Origin of the sequence: Parabacteroides sp. AT13 (assembly GCF_002272965.1) — a bacterium.
Classification (GTDB): domain Bacteria; phylum Bacteroidota; class Bacteroidia; order Bacteroidales; family Tannerellaceae; genus Parabacteroides; species Parabacteroides distasonis.
On sequence record NZ_NQMH01000001.1, the window covers coordinates 233611 to 250949 of the forward strand.

Genomic DNA, 17339 nt, shown 5'->3' on the forward strand with positions numbered 1-17339 from the left:
AACATAAGGTCAGCAAATGAAAACAAACAAGAATCATTTTAATAGCAGACAAGGATTATACGACCCGTCTTATGAACATGACGCTTGTGGAGTAGGAATGTTAGTAAATATCCACGGCGAGAAATCGCACGACATCATCGAATCAGCCCTTAAGGTACTAGAGAACATGAGGCATCGAGGCGCTGAGGGAGCCGATAACAAAACGGGTGACGGAGCGGGAATCCTATTACAGATCCCGCATGAGTTCATCCTCCTGCAAGGAATTCCGGTTCCAGAGAAAGGCAAATATGGCACCGGACTAATCTTCCTCCCGAAAGACGAGGAACAGCAAGCGAGTATCCTCAGCATCCTCATCGAGGAGATCGAGAAAGAGGGATTAACCTTGATGCACTTACGCAAAGTTCCCGTTCATACGGAAATCTTGGGAAAGGACGCACAAGCGACCGAACCGGATATCAAGCAGATATTCATCATCGGCTGCAACGATCAGCAAGAGCTGGAACTAAAGCTATACCTCATACGTAAGCGGGTCGAGAAAAGGGTATCGGCCACTGACCTTCCGGCCAAGGATGATTTCTATATAGCGTCTCTTTCCACCAAAAACATCGTTTACAAAGGCATGCTGGAATCCATGCAGCTACGCCATTACTTTCCGGACCTGACGCAACCTTATTTCACTAGCGGACTGGCCTTGGTACACTCACGTTTCAGCACCAACACCTTCCCCACTTGGAGTCTGGCGCAACCTTTCCGCCTACTGGCACATAACGGGGAAATCAACACGATACGGGGCAACCGGGGATGGATGGAGGCCCGGGAGAGCGTACTATCCTCCCCCAGAATCCCGGATATCAACGATATACGCCCGATCATCCAGCCGGGCATGAGTGACAGTGCCTCACTGGATAACGTATTGGAATTCTTCGTGGCCTCCGGGATGAGCCTGCCGCATGCCATGGCGATGCTGGTACCGGAGAGTTTCAACGAGAAGAACCCGATCTCCGAAGACCTAAAGGCTTTCTACGAATATCACTCCATCTTGATGGAACCGTGGGACGGGCCTGCTGCTCTACTCTTTAGCGACGGACGCTACGCCGGAGGCATGCTAGACCGTAACGGCCTCCGCCCCGCCCGCTACCTGATCACGAAACATGACATGATGGTCGTGGCCTCCGAAGTCGGCGTCATGGATTTCGAGCCTAACGAGATCAAGGAAAAAGGCCGTCTGCAACCCGGAAAGATCTTACTCATCGATACCGAGAAAGGCGAGATTTATTACGATAGCGAGCTGAAGGAAAAACTGGCGAACGCCCAGCCCTACCGTACTTGGCTGGAGAAAAACCGGGTGGAATTAGACGAATTGAAATCCGGCCGTAAGATTCCTCATAAGGTAGAGAAATACGACAAGCTACTGCGTACGTTCGGATACAGCCGTGAGGATATCGAACGTATCATCATACCGATGTGCACGGGAGGGGCGGAACCGGTCGGCTCCATGGGCAACGATACGCCACTGGCCATATTATCCGCCCGTCCGCAAATCCTCTATAATTATTTCCGCCAACAATTCGCCCAAGTAACCAACCCGCCGATCGACCCGATCCGCGAGGAACTCGTCATGAGCCTGACCGAGTATATCGGGGCGGTGGGAAGCAATATCTTAGTTCCAACCGAGAGCCACTGTAAAATGGTTCGGCTGAACCATCCGATCTTGACCAATACGCAACTGGATCTCCTGTGTAACATCCGGTATAAGGGCTTTAAAAGTGTTAAGCTCCCCACTTTGTTTGACGCAGAGAAAGGATGCGCAGGACTGAAAGCTGCCTTGGACGAATTATGTAAACAAGCGGAGCAATCCGTCACCGACGGCGTTAACTACATCATTTTAAGCGATAGAAACGTAGATGAGAAAAAAGCGGTGATCCCCTCCCTGTTAGCGGTAAGCGCCGTGCATCACCATCTGATCTCCGTGCAGAAAAGGGTGCAAACAGCGCTGGTAGTGGAAACCGGCGAGATGCGTGAGGTAATGCACGCCGCCCTCTTACTAGGCTACGGGGCCAGTGCCATCAACCCCTATATGGCTTTCGCTATCTTGGATGATCTAGTAGACAGGCAAGAGATACAATTGAATTACGAGACTGCCGAGAAGAATTACGTAAAAGCCATTTGCAAGGGTTTATTCAAGATTATGAGCAAGATGGGGATCAGCACGATCCGCAGTTACCGGGGAGCGAAGCTTTTCGAGGCGATCGGCCTAAGCCGGGATCTGGCAGATACTTACTTCGGGGGAACCACCAGCAACATCGGTGGTATCCGCTTGGAAGAGATAGCGGCAGATGCGATCGCCATGCACAATGACACATTCTCCCACCCCACGGATTCTTTATTGGAACATAAAGGCATTTATTCCTTCCGCAAGGATGGCGAGAAACACGCTTGGAACCCGGATACCATTTCCATGCTTCAACTGGCTACCCGCTTGGGGAGCTACAAGAAATTCAAGGAATATTCCCATGTGGTTGATGAGAAGGAAAGCCCCATATTCTTGCGTGACTTCCTGACCTTCAAACAACGCACCCCGATACCCTTGGAGCAGGTAGAGCCGGAAGAAGCGATCATGCGCCGCTTTGTCACGGGAGCGATGAGCTTCGGCTCTATCAGCCGGGAAGCGCACGAGACGATAGCTATAGCCATGAACAAGATACACGGACGCAGTAACACGGGCGAGGGTGGTGAGGACTCGGCTCGTTTCATCCCCCGTGAGGACGGGTTATCGCTCCGCTCCGCCATCAAGCAAGTGGCCTCCGGACGCTTTGGCGTGACCACGGAATATCTGGTAAACGCCGACGAGATCCAGATCAAGGTCGCCCAAGGAGCGAAACCGGGCGAAGGAGGGCAGCTCCCCGGCTATAAAGTGAACGATATCATAGCCAAAACCCGTCACTCGATCCCGGGAATCTCTCTGATCTCTCCCCCACCTCACCACGATATTTACTCGATCGAGGACTTGGCGCAATTGATCTTCGATCTGAAGAACGTGAACCCTCAAGCCGAGATCAGTGTGAAACTCGTATCCGAGAGTGGCGTGGGAACTATCGCCGCCGGCGTAGCCAAAGCTAAAGCGGACCGGATCGTGATCTCCGGGGCGGAAGGAGGAACGGGGGCTTCCCCGATAAGCTCTATCCGTTACGCCGGAATCCCACCCGAGCTAGGTCTATCCGAGACTCAACAGACACTAGTGATGAACGGCCTCCGGGGACAAGTCCGCTTGCAAACAGACGGACAATTGAAAACCGGACGGGATATCGTATTGATGGCGATGCTGGGTGCCGAGGAGTTTGGATTCGCCACCTCCGCCTTGATCGTTTTAGGTTGTGTGATGATGCGTAAATGCCATATGAACACGTGTCCGGTAGGTGTCGCTACCCAAGATGAGGAATTACGTAAACGCTTTCATGGTCGACACGAATATTTGGTGAATTTCTTCACCTTCCTCGCCCGTGAAGTTCGGGAATATCTGGCAGAGCTAGGCTATACGAAACTAGACGATATCATTGGCCGTACGGACTTACTCATGCGTAAACCTTCCGATCATATCGAGAAACATGACCTATTGGATCTCAGCCGCTTGATCCATCTACCGGAACAAGCCGCCACGCAGACCATCCATCAAGTCACCCGTCAACTCCATGCGATCGACAACGTGAAAGATGTGGATATCATCCGTCACGCAAAGGCCGCCATCGAATCCGGACAGGAAGTATCGTTGGATTATGCGATAGCCAACACCGATCGTTCCGTAGGAGCCATGCTTTCCGGAGAGATCGCCAAGCGGTACGGGAACATCGGGTTACCGGAGAACACCCTGCATATCAAGTTCAAGGGGGCGGCAGGCCAGAGCTTCGGGGCCTTTCTGGCTCACGGCGTACATTTCCGGTTGGAAGGCGAGGCGAACGACTATCTCGGAAAAGGATTGAGTGGCGGACACATCTGCTTAATGCCTCCGGTACGCTCCACCTTTATAGCGGAAGACAATACGATAGCCGGTAATACCTTATTATATGGGGCTACCAGTGGTGAGGTCTATATCAACGGCCGGGTCGGAGAGCGTTTCTGCGTGCGAAACTCCGGGGCGATCGCTGTCGTGGAAGGTGTAGGCGACCATTGTTGCGAGTACATGACCGGAGGCCGGGTTGTCGTCTTAGGCAATACAGGCCGGAACTTCGCCGCCGGAATGAGTGGTGGTGTCGCTTACGTGTGGAACAAGAATGGTGATTTCGATTACTATTGTAACATGGAAATGGTAGAGCTTTCCTTGATCGAGGATAGCACCTCACGAAAGGAACTTCATGAATTGATCCGCAAGCATTATCATCATACCGGCAGCCATCTGGCCGGATTGATGCTCGATAACTGGAACAAGTACGTGGATGAGTTCATCCAGATCGTCCCGATCGAATACAAGAAAGTACTCCAAGAGGAACAGATGCGCAAACTCCAACGCAAGATTGCGGAGATGCAGAAAGACTACTAAATATTTACACAAAAACAAGAGAACTATGGGAAACCCAAGAGCATTTCTAACGATACATAGACAAGAGGCGGGCTATCGTCCCGTCCACGAACGTATAGATGATTTCAGCGAGGTAGAACAGACCTTGAACAGCGGCGACCGCCGTACGCAGGCCTCCCGCTGCATGGATTGTGGCGTACCCTTCTGCCACTGGGCCTGCCCGCTGGGTAACAAGCAACCCGAATGGCAAGATTTGTTATACAAAGGCCGTTACAAAGAGGCATATCACGTATTAGAGCAGACCGACGATTTCCCGGAGTTCACGGGACGTGTCTGCCCCGCCCTCTGCGAGAAAAGCTGCGTACTGAAACTTAGCTGCGACGAACCTGTCACGATCCGTGAGAACGAGGCGGCTATCGTGGAAGCCGCTTTCCGGGAAGGATACGTACAGCCTATCCAACCGGTACGCAACGGGAAAAAGGTAGCCGTGATCGGTAGCGGTCCCGCCGGATTGACCGTAGCGAACCAATTGAACCGAAAAGGATATGAAGTCACCGTATTCGAGAAAGATGAGTTACCGGGCGGCTTGCTACGTTTCGGCATCCCCAATTTCAAGCTAGGCAAGCACATTATCGATCGCCGTATCCGCATCATGGAGCAAGAAGGGATTCTTTTCCGTGTAAACACGATGGTCGGCAAAGAGATATTAGCGAAAGATGTAGTGAAAGATTTCGACGCTGTTTGCGTAGCGATCGGCGCCGAGGTTCCCCGGGATCTATCTATCGAGGGACGTCATTTAAGAGGCGTACATTTCGCCTTGGAGTTATTAAGCCAGCAGAACCGGATCTTAGAAGGCATCCCGATCCCTCCCAAAAGCCAGATCAATTGTAAGGGCAAGAAAGTCTTAGTGATTGGCGGAGGCGATACGGGTAGCGATTGCGTAGGGACAGCGAACCGTCATGGGGCGGCCTGTGTCACCCAGATCGAGATCATGCCCCAGCCACCCGTCGGACAGAATCCGGCGACACCTTGGCCCATGTATCCCCAAGTACTGAAAACCAGCAGCAGCCATGAGGAAGGTTGTATCCGCCGGTGGAACCTAGCCTCTAACCGTTTTATCGGAGAGAAAAACAACCTGATAGGGGTTGAGGTAGAAGAAGTCGAATGGGTTCCCTCCCCAGACGGAGGCCGTCCGCAAATGAGACAGACCGGCAAGAAAGAGATCATCGAGGCCGATCTGGTTTTCCTCGCCATGGGCTTCCTGCATCCGGAGCAAGAAGGATTGATCAAAGAACTGCGATTGGCTACCGACAACCGCGATAACATCGCCGTAGACAACGCCGGATATACCGCCAACAGCAACCTATTCGCCTGCGGAGACGCTGTCAGCGGAGCGAGCCTAGTCGTAAAAGCGATGGCCTCCGGCCGTAATGTCGCCCGATCCATCGACCGTTTCTTACAAACCAACTAATTTTCAACTCTCAATTTTCAATTATCATGTGTGGTATAACAGCGATATTCAATATACACGACAGAGCGCAAGCCCTGCGTAAACAAGCGTTATTAATGAGTAAACGAATCCGTCACCGGGGGCCGGACTGGAGTGGTATCTACCAAGGCAAAACCGCTATCTTAGCCCATGAACGCCTTTCCATCGTAGACCCCGCCTCCGGAGGACAACCTTTGGTCAGCCCCGACGGGAAACTCATCCTCTGCGTCAACGGAGAGATCTACAACCATCAGGAATTACGAGAACGGTTAAAAGGCGATTACGAGTTCCAAACCGGCTCCGATTGCGAGGTGATCCTCGCCTTATACAAGAAGAAAGGGATTGATTTCATCGAGGATCTCAATGGTATTTTCGCCTTCGCTCTCTATGACGAGGAGAAAGAGGTTTACTTGATCGCCCGTGACCCGATCGGCGTGATCCCGCTCTACATCGGATACGATGACGAGGGGCACTTGATGGTATCTTCCGAGTTAAAAGGGCTTGAAGGCTTCGCCACTCATTACGAACCGTTCCTCCCCGGTCATTATTTCTATAGCGAAGACCGGAAACTCACGAGATGGTATACCCGTGACTGGATGGATTACGCCAACGTGAAAGATAATCCTACCGACGTACAACAACTTCACGATGCGCTGGAAGCCGCCGTCAAACGCCAACTGATGAGCGATGTCCCTTACGGCGTCCTTCTATCCGGAGGTTTGGATTCCTCCATCACCTCTGCTATCGCCAAGAAATACGCAGCGAAACGCATCGAGACCAATGGGAAAGCGGACGCATGGTGGCCTCAACTCCACTCGTTCGCCATCGGATTGAAAGATGCCCCGGACTTGATCGCCGCCCGTAAAGTAGCGGATGCGATCGGTACGGTTCATCATGAGATCCATTATACGATACAAGAAGGATTGGACGCTTTACGAGATGTCATTTATCATATCGAGACCTATGATGTCACTACCGTCCGAGCCTCCACCCCCATGTATTTATTGGCCCGTGTGATCCGGAGCATGGGTATCAAGATGGTACTAAGCGGCGAGGGTGCGGACGAGGTATTCGGGGGATATTTATATTTCCATAAGGCCCCGAACGCACAGGCTTTCCATGAAGAGACCCTGCGTAAATTAAGCAAATTGTATTTATATGATTGCTTGCGTGCGAACAAAAGCCTTTGCGCATGGGGCGTAGAAGGACGAGTGCCGTTCTTGGATAAAGAGTTTCTTGATGTGGCCATGCGTCTGAATCCGGCGGCAAAGATGTGCCCGGGTACGACCATCGAGAAGAAGATACTTCGAGAAGCATTTTCCGACAGCTTGCCCAAGGAGATCGCTTGGCGGCAAAAAGAGCAATTCTCGGATGGGGTAGGCTATGGCTGGATCGATACATTAAAGAAAATAACCTCCGAGTCGGTCACTGATGAAGAGATGGCGAATGCCGCCAAACGATTCCCGATCAATCCGCCCCAAAACAAGGAAGAGTATTATTACCGCTCCATCTTTGAAGAGCATTTCCCCAGCGAAAGCGCGGCGAGAAGCGTACCTTCCATTCCTAGCGTAGCGTGTTCTACCGCAGAGGCTTTAGCTTGGGACTCGGCTTTCAAAAATATGAACGAGCCAAGCGGCAGGGCCATAAAAGGCGTACATGAATCCGCTTATTGACGAATATTTCTTTTCTTTAGTAGCAAAATGCACCAACTTTTATGAATAATAAACGCTGGTGCATTTAATTTTTATAATAACTTTGCCAGCTAGAGTCATAAAACACTTTAAAACAAATTTATATGAAGAAAATCTTTACATGCATTAGTTTGGCAGCCGCTACATTCATGGCTACCACCCCAGTGATGGCACAACAACAAAAACAATTAACAGATAAAGAAAAGGCTGCTGTTGTTAAAGTTATTGTACCTGCTGTTTTTGATCAAGTAAAGCAAATCAGTGGTGTTGATTTCATGTCCCTAGCTAATCCTAATATCGAAAATGTTATCAACTCCCCGTTATTTTTGCCACAAGTATCAAGTTTACGTGCCGATCAACTAAACACAATCTCGGCTACTCCGGATAGTCTAAAGTTAGATCTCAGTTCTTTAGATTTCTCTAAAATATTGCCTCCTGACTATGCAGGAATGGGAGATATCATTGCGGGCTTAGTAAATGACGTAAAACTTTCATTCAGTAACTATAAAGAATATAATGTTACTGTTAATGGAATCAATGTAAAAATTGAATTGCCCGAGAAAATTGATGTTAGTGCCGCTGCTATGACTGATGCAGAGACTGGTATACCTGCTAATTTGCTATCAATATTAATAAACACGAAAGATAAGGGAGTTATCCTTCCATTCAGTAGTTTATCTGTAGAATTAAAATTAGGCTTCTTGGGAACACTAGGTAGCATGATGCCTAATTTTCCTCTTAAAGATGGTAAATTAATTAGTCTTGCAGAGAATTCTAATAGTACAGGTACGATTGATTACAATGTTACTTTAGAAGAAAATTTACGTAGCCTCTCTGAATCATTGGCCCAAGTCCCTAATTTCCAAGTATCTGTTGATATGACGAAATTAATGACTGATAATGTAATCAAGGCTAGCTTATTCGGTAAACCTCTACAAGCACCTAACGCAAAATTGCCAATGGGTGACGCTGTCGTATATGCAAACTTGAAATCAACTACAGGAATGCCTGCTGATTCTATTGTCTTGACTTCATATGATGCCGCATCTAGCAAAATCAAAGGATACAAGAAGTTGACTCCGACAATTGGCGTATCTGGAGCAAATCTAGTTTTAACGACAACAGATTCTGTACGTGTTGACCAAAATACTGCTTGGACCCCAATGTCTAAACAGATCGTTACAATGCCAGCAACAATGAGCACAGCGATCAATTCTATTATGTCCTCTCTTGTTAATGGTGTCGTTAGTAATCTTAAAGCAAGCGCACAAACCAATTACACCATTACAATTGATTCTATTTACGAAGCTAAAAAAGATGAGGTTATTCGTGTAATGGAAATCGACGCAACGACAAAAGTTGAAGCTACGAGCTTAAAAGATACAAAGATGATCGTAGATATCAACTTCTTGAAAGGAAGCAATAAAGAGAATGTCATGAATATCAAGGCTACGGCTCCTACAAATGATACTAAAATTACGGTAGACTTTAGTCCTGCTGTTGATCCTAAAGGCGATGGCATTAAAGAAAATGTCAACATGGCGACATTATATATTACATCTGACGCTATGGGCATCATCACCGATAACGAGACTATCAGTGAAGAGGTTCAAGAAGTTACGGTATCTACAACCGCTAGCGGTCTTTATGTAAAGAATGGTAAGGGTAATTATGTAATCGTTAATATGGTAGGTAGAGTTGTTTCTACGGGTATCATCACTAGCGATGAGCAATACATCAGTACTCCGAATATGCCGAACGGTATTTATATGATCTCAATCGATCAGTCTAAGCTCTTGAGATCTGCTCATAAGACAACTGTTAAGTTCGTAAAATAAATTATCTAGATAATTAGTTAATCTGATAAAAGGAGCTATCCGGAAACAAAACCGAGTAGCTCCTTTCTTTTTGTCAATTTGTAAACCAAACTCCCGGAGAGTTGATTTTTCTGGCCTGATGTACTTCTCGTCCCTAAATATGAGAAAAAATATTAGCAAATGATTGTTTAGTAATATATTAGCCAAATACGACCTTTTGTTCTAGAAAAATAATTCATGCTAGTTCACATTTATACGGGTCAAAACATATTTTTTATACGGATAAAAGAGGCATTTCATACGGTTGTATCGCCCGACGCGACTATATGTATCGCCTTACGCGACCTATCGCGTTGGCTAACGCCACTACTTGCGTCGCCCAACGCGACCTTTCGTGTGACAAAACATGACCTTTTACGTAGAAATCAGTGGTTAAATACGTATTTTCATCCATTATCTATCCCTAGTTGAGGCTTCTTGAAAAAGAGGCTCGTCAGACAAACAGACTTATTTTAAGCAAATAGATAGATATATAGTTTTTTTACTTACAGTTACAGCAACCCATATTCACAAAGCATATATTACGATATAAAACCAAAACACGCACTTCTAATTATCATTTATAACTAAAAGCATATATTATAACTTCAATCTATTACAAACCTCATATTTATAAAACATTCGAGCCTCTCACCTGTTATATACTTATCAAAACGTTATATATTTGCATTACAATAAAACAAAAAGAAATAATATAAAGAATAATATCATCAAAATGACAAAATCAATCAGATTCACAAAGATGCACGGTGCCGGAAATGATTACATCTATGTAAACACGATGGTCTATCCGATAGACAACCCCGAGGAATTATCTATCGCATGGAGCAAGCCGCACACAGGCATAGGATCTGATGGTTTGGTCTTGATAGGTTCTTCAGACATCGCGGATTTCAGCATGCATATCTATAATGCGGACGGCTCCGAGGCGATGATGTGCGGAAACGCATCCAGATGTATTGGCAAATATGTCTATGAGGCCGGCCTAACGCAAAAGAACAAGGTTACCTTAGAGACCTTATCAGGTATCAAAGAGCTACAATTGAAAATAGAGCGTGAAGAGGTCACCGAGGTCACGGTAGATATGGGAATGCCTGCCGTAGGCGAGATCGCCTTGGAGGTTGAGGCTGGAAGAGAAATTTACACCGGCACCGTCATCTCCATGGGAAATCCTCATTTGGTTATCTTCGTGGACGAGATGGACAAGGTCGATCTGGCAAGCGTAGGCCCGTTACTGGAATGCCTCCCGCTTTTTCCGGACCGGACAAACGTGGAGTTCGTGCAGGTGCTAAAACCGGACGAGGTACGGATGAGGGTGTGGGAACGAGGTTCCGGCATCACCCAAGCCTGCGGAACCGGAGCTTGCGCCACCGCCGTGGCCGGCGTCGTACGTGGGAAGACAAAGCGAAAGACGAAGGTCATCATGGATGGGGGCCCTTTAACCATCGAGTGGGACGAGCGAAGCGGTAAGGTCTTTATGACCGGCGGAGCGGTCAACGTGTTCGAGGGATTCATCAAAGTCTGACACGGGGAACAAGACAAAACAACAAAAACAACAACATAAAAACAAAAGAACTGAGTATGGCACTAATTAATGAACATTTCCTGAAACTACAGAACAATTACCTTTTCTCCGACATCGCGAAAAAGGTAAACAGCTTCAAGGTTACCCATCCCAAAGATAAGATCATTCGAATGGGTATTGGTGATGTTACGCAACCACTTGCCCCCGCCGTTATTGAGGCGATGCATAAAGCCGTGGAAGAAATGGCGAGCAAGGATACATTCCACGGATATGGCCCCGAGCAGGGATATCCTTTCCTAATCGACGCTATCATTAAAAACGATTATGCCAGCCGGGGAGTCTTTATCGAACCGAGCGAGGTATTCATCAGCGACGGAGCGAAAAGCGATTGTGGAAATATAGGCGACATGCTCCGCCACGACAATAGTATCGGGGTGACAGACCCCGTATATCCGGTCTACATCGACTCGAACGTAATGAGCGGACGTACCGGGGTATTGGAAAACGGGAAATGGAGCGATGTCGTATACATCCCTTGCACGGAGGAAAACAACTTCGTACCGGATCTGCCCAGTCGCAGGGTGGACATCCTTTACCTCTGCTATCCCAATAACCCGACCGGAACGACCCTGACTAAGGACGAATTGAAGAAATGGGTAAACTATGCCCTTGCCAACGACGTGCTTATCATGTACGACTCCGCTTACGAGGCTTATATACAAGACCCGAATATCCCCCACTCTATCTACGAGATCAAAGGAGCGAAGAAGGTAGCTATCGAATTCCGGAGCTTCTCTAAAACCGCCGGATTCACGGGAATACGTTGCGGATACACGGTCGTACCGAAGGAGCTGAACGCCTTCACGCTGGACGGGCAACGGGTACAGTTGAACAAATTATGGAACCGTCGCCAATGCACGAAATTCAACGGAACCAGTTACATAACCCAACGGGGTGCGGAAGCGGTTTATTCCACCGCCGGGAAACAGCAAGTGACAGCTACTATCAATTATTATATGACCAACGCGAAGATCATGAAAGAGGGCCTGCAAAACTGCGGTCTCACGGTGTACGGAGGCGATAACGCCCCATACCTCTGGCTAAAGACCCCGGACGGCCTCTCCTCATGGAAATTCTTTGACAAACTGCTTTATGAAGTCAAGATAGTCGGAACCCCCGGAGTGGGATTCGGGCCGAGCGGGGAAGGTTATCTACGCCTCACCGCTTTCGGCGATAGGGATGACACCCTAGAGGCCATGGCTAGGCTGAGGAAGTGGCTAAGATAAGTCATTTACTATAAACAACAATAATCATCAGGTATTATGTCAAAGTTAAGATTTAGAGTCGTAGAATCGGCGTTCGAGAAAAAAGCGACCGAGCTAACCACTCCCGCCGAGAGACCTTCCGAGTATTACGGTGAGTTAGTATTTAACCGTGAGAAGATGTTCAAATATCTTCCAGAGAGAGCGTACGAGAGACTGGTGGACTCCATCGACAACGGTACCCCGTTAGACCGTGAGACAGCGAACGCCGTGGCCTCCGGCATGAAGAAATGGGCGATGGAAAAAGGCGCTACCCACTACACCCACTGGTTCCATCCCTTGACGGAAGGTACCGCCGAGAAGCACGATGCTTTCATCGAGCACGATGGCAAAGGCGGCGTACTTGAGGAATTCGAGGGGAAACTACTGATCCAGCAAGAGCCGGACGCCTCCAGTTTCCCGAACGGCGGTATCCGCAATACGTTCGAGGCCCGTGGCTACTCGGCTTGGGACCCTTCCTCCCCCGCTTTTATCGTAGGCGACACCCTATGCATCCCAACGATCTTCATCGCTTACACGGGCGAGTCCCTCGACTACAAAGCCCCCCTGCTGAAAGCCTTGGAAGCCGTGAACAAGGCGGCAGTCGATGTCTGTCACTATTTCAACCCGGACGTGAAGAAAGTATACGCCTACCTCGGCTGGGAACAGGAATACTTCCTAGTAGACGAGGGCCTGTACGCCGCACGTCCCGATCTGTTGATGACCGGCCGAACCTTGATGGGACATGAAAGCTCCAAGAACCAGCAGTTGGAGGATCATTACTTCGGCGCCATCCCGACCCGTGTCATGGAATTCATGAAAGACCTCGAGGTAGAGGCTTTGAGGCTCGGCATCCCCGTAAAGACCCGCCATAACGAGGTAGCCCCGAACCAGTTCGAGCTGGCTCCCATTTTCGAGGAATGTAACCTCGCCAATGACCATAACTTACTGATCATGGCCCTGATGCGCAAGATCTCTCGCAAACATGGGTTCCGTGTCCTGTTGCACGAGAAACCGTTCAAAGGCGTGAACGGTTCCGGCAAGCACAATAACTGGTCTCTGGGAACCGATACCGGAATCCTTTTGATGGGACCGGGTAAGACGCCGGAAGACAACCTGCGCTTCGTGACCTTCGTGGTCAACGTACTGAAAGCCGTGTACACCCATAACGCATTGCTGAAGGCCAGCATCTCCAGCGCGACCAACGCCCATCGTCTGGGAGCGAACGAGGCTCCCCCAGCGATCATCTCCAGCTTCTTAGGGACACAGCTATCCAAGGTATTGGAACATCTGGAGAACAGCGATACGGAAGATTTCAACCTAGCGGGAAAGCAAGGCATGAAACTCGATATCGCCCGTATCCCCGAGTTATTGATCGATAACACGGATCGTAACCGTACCTCCCCTTTCGCCTTCACCGGCAACCGTTTCGAGTTCCGTGCCGTAGGCTCCTCGGCGAACTGCGCTGCCGCCATGCTGGTATTGAACGCCGCCGTAGCGGATCAGTTGAGGCAGTTCAAGGCCGAGGTAGACGCTAAGATTGCCACCGGAAAGGATAAGTTCGCCGCTATCATCGAGGTAATCCGCAAGGATATCAAGGAATGCAAGGCGATCCATTTCGACGGCAATGGCTACAGCGAGGAATGGAAGGCCGAGGCCGCACGCCGGGGCTTGGATTGCGAGACCAGCGTGCCTTTGATCTTCGACGCTTATTTGAAAGATAGCAGCGTCCGCATGTTCGAGTCCACGGGAGTCATGACCCGCAAGGAGCTGGAGGCTCGCAACGAGGTCAAATGGGAGATGTACACGAAGAAGATCCAGATCGAGGCCCGTGTATTAGGCGACCTGACAATGAACCATATCATCCCGATGGCCACCAAATACCAGTCTTCCTTGATCGACAACGTATATAAGATGCGTGAATTATTCCCCGCCGATAAAGCCGCCCATCTATCCTCCAAGAACATGGAGATCATCGAGGATATAGCGAACCGCACGATCTTCATCAAGGAAAAAGTGGACGAGATGGTCAACGCCCGCAAGATAGCCAACAAGATCGAGAGCGAGCGGGAGAAGGCGATCGCTTACCACGACCGGATCGTCCCGATGATGGAAGCCATCCGTTACCATATCGACAAGTTGGAACTGGTTGTCGACGACCAGATATGGACCTTGCCGAAATACCGTGAGCTTTTATTCATCAGATAGTCTTATTCAGACAGTAGTTTTTTGTTGATTGTTTTGTGTTAATAAGGAGAGGATGCTGCGAAGTATACCTCTCCTTCTTTTTTATCCCATACAAAATACATACCTTTGGGGCATAAATATATAGGAGGGAAATTGATATGACGACAATAGAGTTACAGCAATGGAGAGAAAGCTTCGTGGAGAGATACCTTAACAAGATCGATGACATGGAGATATCGGAGGAACTGGAACGGGCTGCCAAAAAGATCTTTTCCAAGAGAAGGACACCCCGCCCTTGCGTAATCCACTCGCAAGAGGAGATGATAGCAGAGGTACGGAAATCGGTAGAAGACGCCCGAGAAGGTAGAGTCACATCAAGTGAGGATCTAGATAAAGAGATAGAGACATGGTTCTGAAACAGAAAAATCCATATTGGACAGCCAAGGCCAAAGAAGATTTGAAAGAAATTACGAAGTATTATAAGAAGGAGGTTTCTATCAACATGGCCCACAAGAAAGTCAAGGATCTGAAACATTACGCAGATTTGTTAGCGGATAATCCTCTTCTCGGTTTTTATGAGCAAGCCTTATCCTCGGAGCCGCAAGGCTTTCGGTCTCTTGTTCATGAGCATTACAAAATCATCTATTTTATAGAAGATGATATCATCTATATCTCCGCAATATTCGACTGTCGTCAAAACCCCGATAAATTAAGAACATCTATCAGATAAACAATAACAAATATGAATTACGGATTCGTCAAAGTAGCGGCAGCCGTACCACATGTTAAAGTGGCTGACTGCTTTTATAATATTCAACAGATCGAGGGATTGATGCGCCAAGCGTCCCAAAAAGAGGTCCAGATCATCGCTTTCCCCGAATTATCGGTTACGTCTTACACTTGCATGGACTTGTTCTCGCAAGAGACCTTACTCAGAAACGCCGAGAAAGCCTTGCTGGATTTAGTGAACAACACCGCCGATCTGGATTTACTAACGATCGTAGGTTGCCCGCTTGTCAGCGGAAGCCAACTGATAAACGCCGCCGTCGCTTTCCAACGGGGCGAGATACTAGGGGTAGTGCCCAAGAGCTACCTGCCCAGCTACAAAGAGTTCCAAGAAGAGCGTTGGTTCACGGCCTCTTCACACCTACAGCAATCCATGATCACGATCGGTAACCGGGAAGTGCCGTTGGATTGCTACCTGATCTTCGAGTATGATGAGGTACGCGTGGGTATCGAGATCTGCGAGGATCTTTGGGTTCCCATCCCTCCCAGCTCCGAGCTAGCCATGCAGGGGGCGAACTTGATATTCAATCTATCCGCCAGCAACGAGTTGATCGGTAAGCATGCTTACTTACGATCCTTGATCTGCCAGCAATCCGCACGTTGTATCGCCGGATACGTCTACGCATCCTCCGGTTTCGGGGAATCCAGTACCGACCTCGTATTCGCGGGAAACGGTATCATAGCAGAGAACGGCACGTTGTTAAGGGAATCCGAGCGTTTCTCCATGGAGGAGCAACTCGTTATCAGCGAGATCGATATCCAGAACTTACAGAACGACCGACGGATCAACACCAGTTTCATGCAGGGTTATCTCAACCATAACATGGATAACGGCACCGTAGTCTCATTCAGCCTTCCCAACCGGGCGCTGGACTTGACCCGGGTAATCGACCCGCATCCCTTTACCCCTTCCGGCGATGCCTTGAAAGAACGTTGCGAGGAAATATTCCATATACAGGTAGCGGGACTCGCCAAGCGTGTCCTCCATGCCCACGCCCAAACCGCCGTCGTAGGCATCTCCGGGGGACTGGATTCCACCTTGGCCCTACTGGTCACCGTCATGACCTTCGACGCCTTGAAGATCCCACGGGATAAGATCATCGGCATCACCATGCCCGGCTTCGGGACGACGGATCGTACCTATACCAATGCCTGCGACTTGATACGCTCCCTGGGCGTGACCCTCCGGGAGATCTCCATCAAGGAGGCTTGCGTCCAACATTTCAAGGATATTGATCACGACATCCATGTACATGACGTGACCTACGAGAACAGCCAAGCCCGCGAGCGTACCCAACTTCTTATGGACGTGGCGAACCAAGCGAACGGCCTCGTGATCGGTACGGGGGATCTCTCGGAGCTTGCCTTGGGCTGGGCTACTTACAATGGCGACCATATGTCTATGTACGGCGTCAACGGTAGCATTCCCAAGACATTGGTCAAATATCTGGTGGAATGGGTTGCCAACAACAAGGTAGACGAGGCTTCCCGCGCCACGTTATTAGATATAGTAGACACTCCGATCAGCCCGGAATTGATTCCCGCCGACGAGCATGGAAATATCAAGCAGAAGACGGAGGATTTGGTAGGCCCCTACGAGCTGCACGATTTCTTCCTCTATCACTTCCTACGCTTCGGTGCCTCCCCCGCGAAGATTTATTTCTTGGCGAAGCGGGCATTCGGGGAAACCTACGACGATGCCACCCTCAAGAAATGGCTCCATACCTTCTTCCGCCGCTTCTTCCAGCAACAGTTCAAGCGCAGTTGCCTGCCCGACGGCCCGAAAGTAGGCTCCATCAGCCTCTCCCCGCGTGGAGACTGGCGAATGCCGAGCGACGCGATGGCTACGCTTTGGCTGGATGAGATCGCAGGGCTTTAACATTCGTTCACGGGTATGGTCATAGACGAGGCTCTCTCATGGGTGTCGAAGCCTCGGCTATGACCCGTGAGAGAGCCTCAGTTATGATCGG

The 17339-nt window shown here is 49.2% G+C and carries 10 protein-coding genes; all 10 read left to right on the forward strand.

Going from position 1 to position 17339, the window contains the following annotated elements; all coding sequences use genetic code 11:
• Positions 1 to 16 precede the first annotated feature (16 nt).
• Positions 17 to 4534 (forward strand): glutamate synthase large subunit, encoded by a 4518-nt coding sequence (gene gltB, locus CI959_RS01205; RefSeq protein WP_057317605.1) that lies wholly within the window; start codon positions 17 to 19, stop codon positions 4532 to 4534.
• 25 nt (positions 4535 to 4559) lie between these two features.
• On the forward strand, positions 4560 to 5984 hold the full coding sequence (locus CI959_RS01210) for a glutamate synthase subunit beta (protein WP_034527846.1): 1425 nt from the start codon (positions 4560 to 4562) through the stop codon (positions 5982 to 5984).
• A 26-nt stretch (positions 5985 to 6010) separates the two neighbouring features.
• Positions 6011 to 7675, forward strand: a complete 1665-nt coding sequence (asnB, locus tag CI959_RS01215; RefSeq protein ID WP_057317604.1) for an asparagine synthase B — start codon at positions 6011 to 6013, stop codon at positions 7673 to 7675.
• Positions 7676 to 7797: 122 nt separating this feature from the next.
• Positions 7798 to 9531, forward strand: coding sequence for a DUF6383 domain-containing protein (locus CI959_RS01220; protein WP_057317603.1), 1734 nt, complete (start codon positions 7798 to 7800; stop codon positions 9529 to 9531).
• Between the two features lie 754 nt (positions 9532 to 10285).
• Positions 10286 to 11095 carry a diaminopimelate epimerase gene (dapF, locus tag CI959_RS01225; RefSeq protein ID WP_095231394.1) on the forward strand — a complete coding sequence of 270 codons (810 nt, stop codon included), beginning with the start codon at positions 10286 to 10288 and terminating at the stop codon, positions 11093 to 11095.
• Positions 11096 to 11151: 56 nt separating this feature from the next.
• Entirely contained in the window at positions 11152 to 12381 is a 1230-nt protein-coding gene (locus CI959_RS01230; protein ID WP_008780842.1) for an LL-diaminopimelate aminotransferase, read from the forward strand.
• A gap of 36 nt (positions 12382 to 12417) precedes the next feature.
• Positions 12418 to 14604, forward strand: a complete 2187-nt coding sequence (locus CI959_RS01235) for a glutamine synthetase III (protein WP_057317601.1) — start codon at positions 12418 to 12420, stop codon at positions 14602 to 14604.
• Between the two features lie 137 nt (positions 14605 to 14741).
• Positions 14742 to 14999, forward strand: coding sequence for a hypothetical protein (locus CI959_RS01240; protein WP_005861932.1), 258 nt, complete (start codon positions 14742 to 14744; stop codon positions 14997 to 14999).
• Positions 14990 to 15313 (forward strand): type II toxin-antitoxin system RelE/ParE family toxin, encoded by a 324-nt coding sequence (locus tag CI959_RS01245; RefSeq protein ID WP_008780841.1) that lies wholly within the window; start codon positions 14990 to 14992, stop codon positions 15311 to 15313. The genes CI959_RS01240 and CI959_RS01245 overlap by 10 nt, the downstream gene beginning before the upstream one ends.
• Positions 15314 to 15325: 12 nt before the next feature.
• The gene (locus CI959_RS01250) at positions 15326 to 17248 is read left to right on the forward strand and encodes an NAD(+) synthase (RefSeq protein WP_057317600.1); all 1923 of its coding nucleotides are present in this window, start codon (positions 15326 to 15328) and stop codon (positions 17246 to 17248) included.
• Positions 17249 to 17339 lie beyond the last annotated feature (91 nt).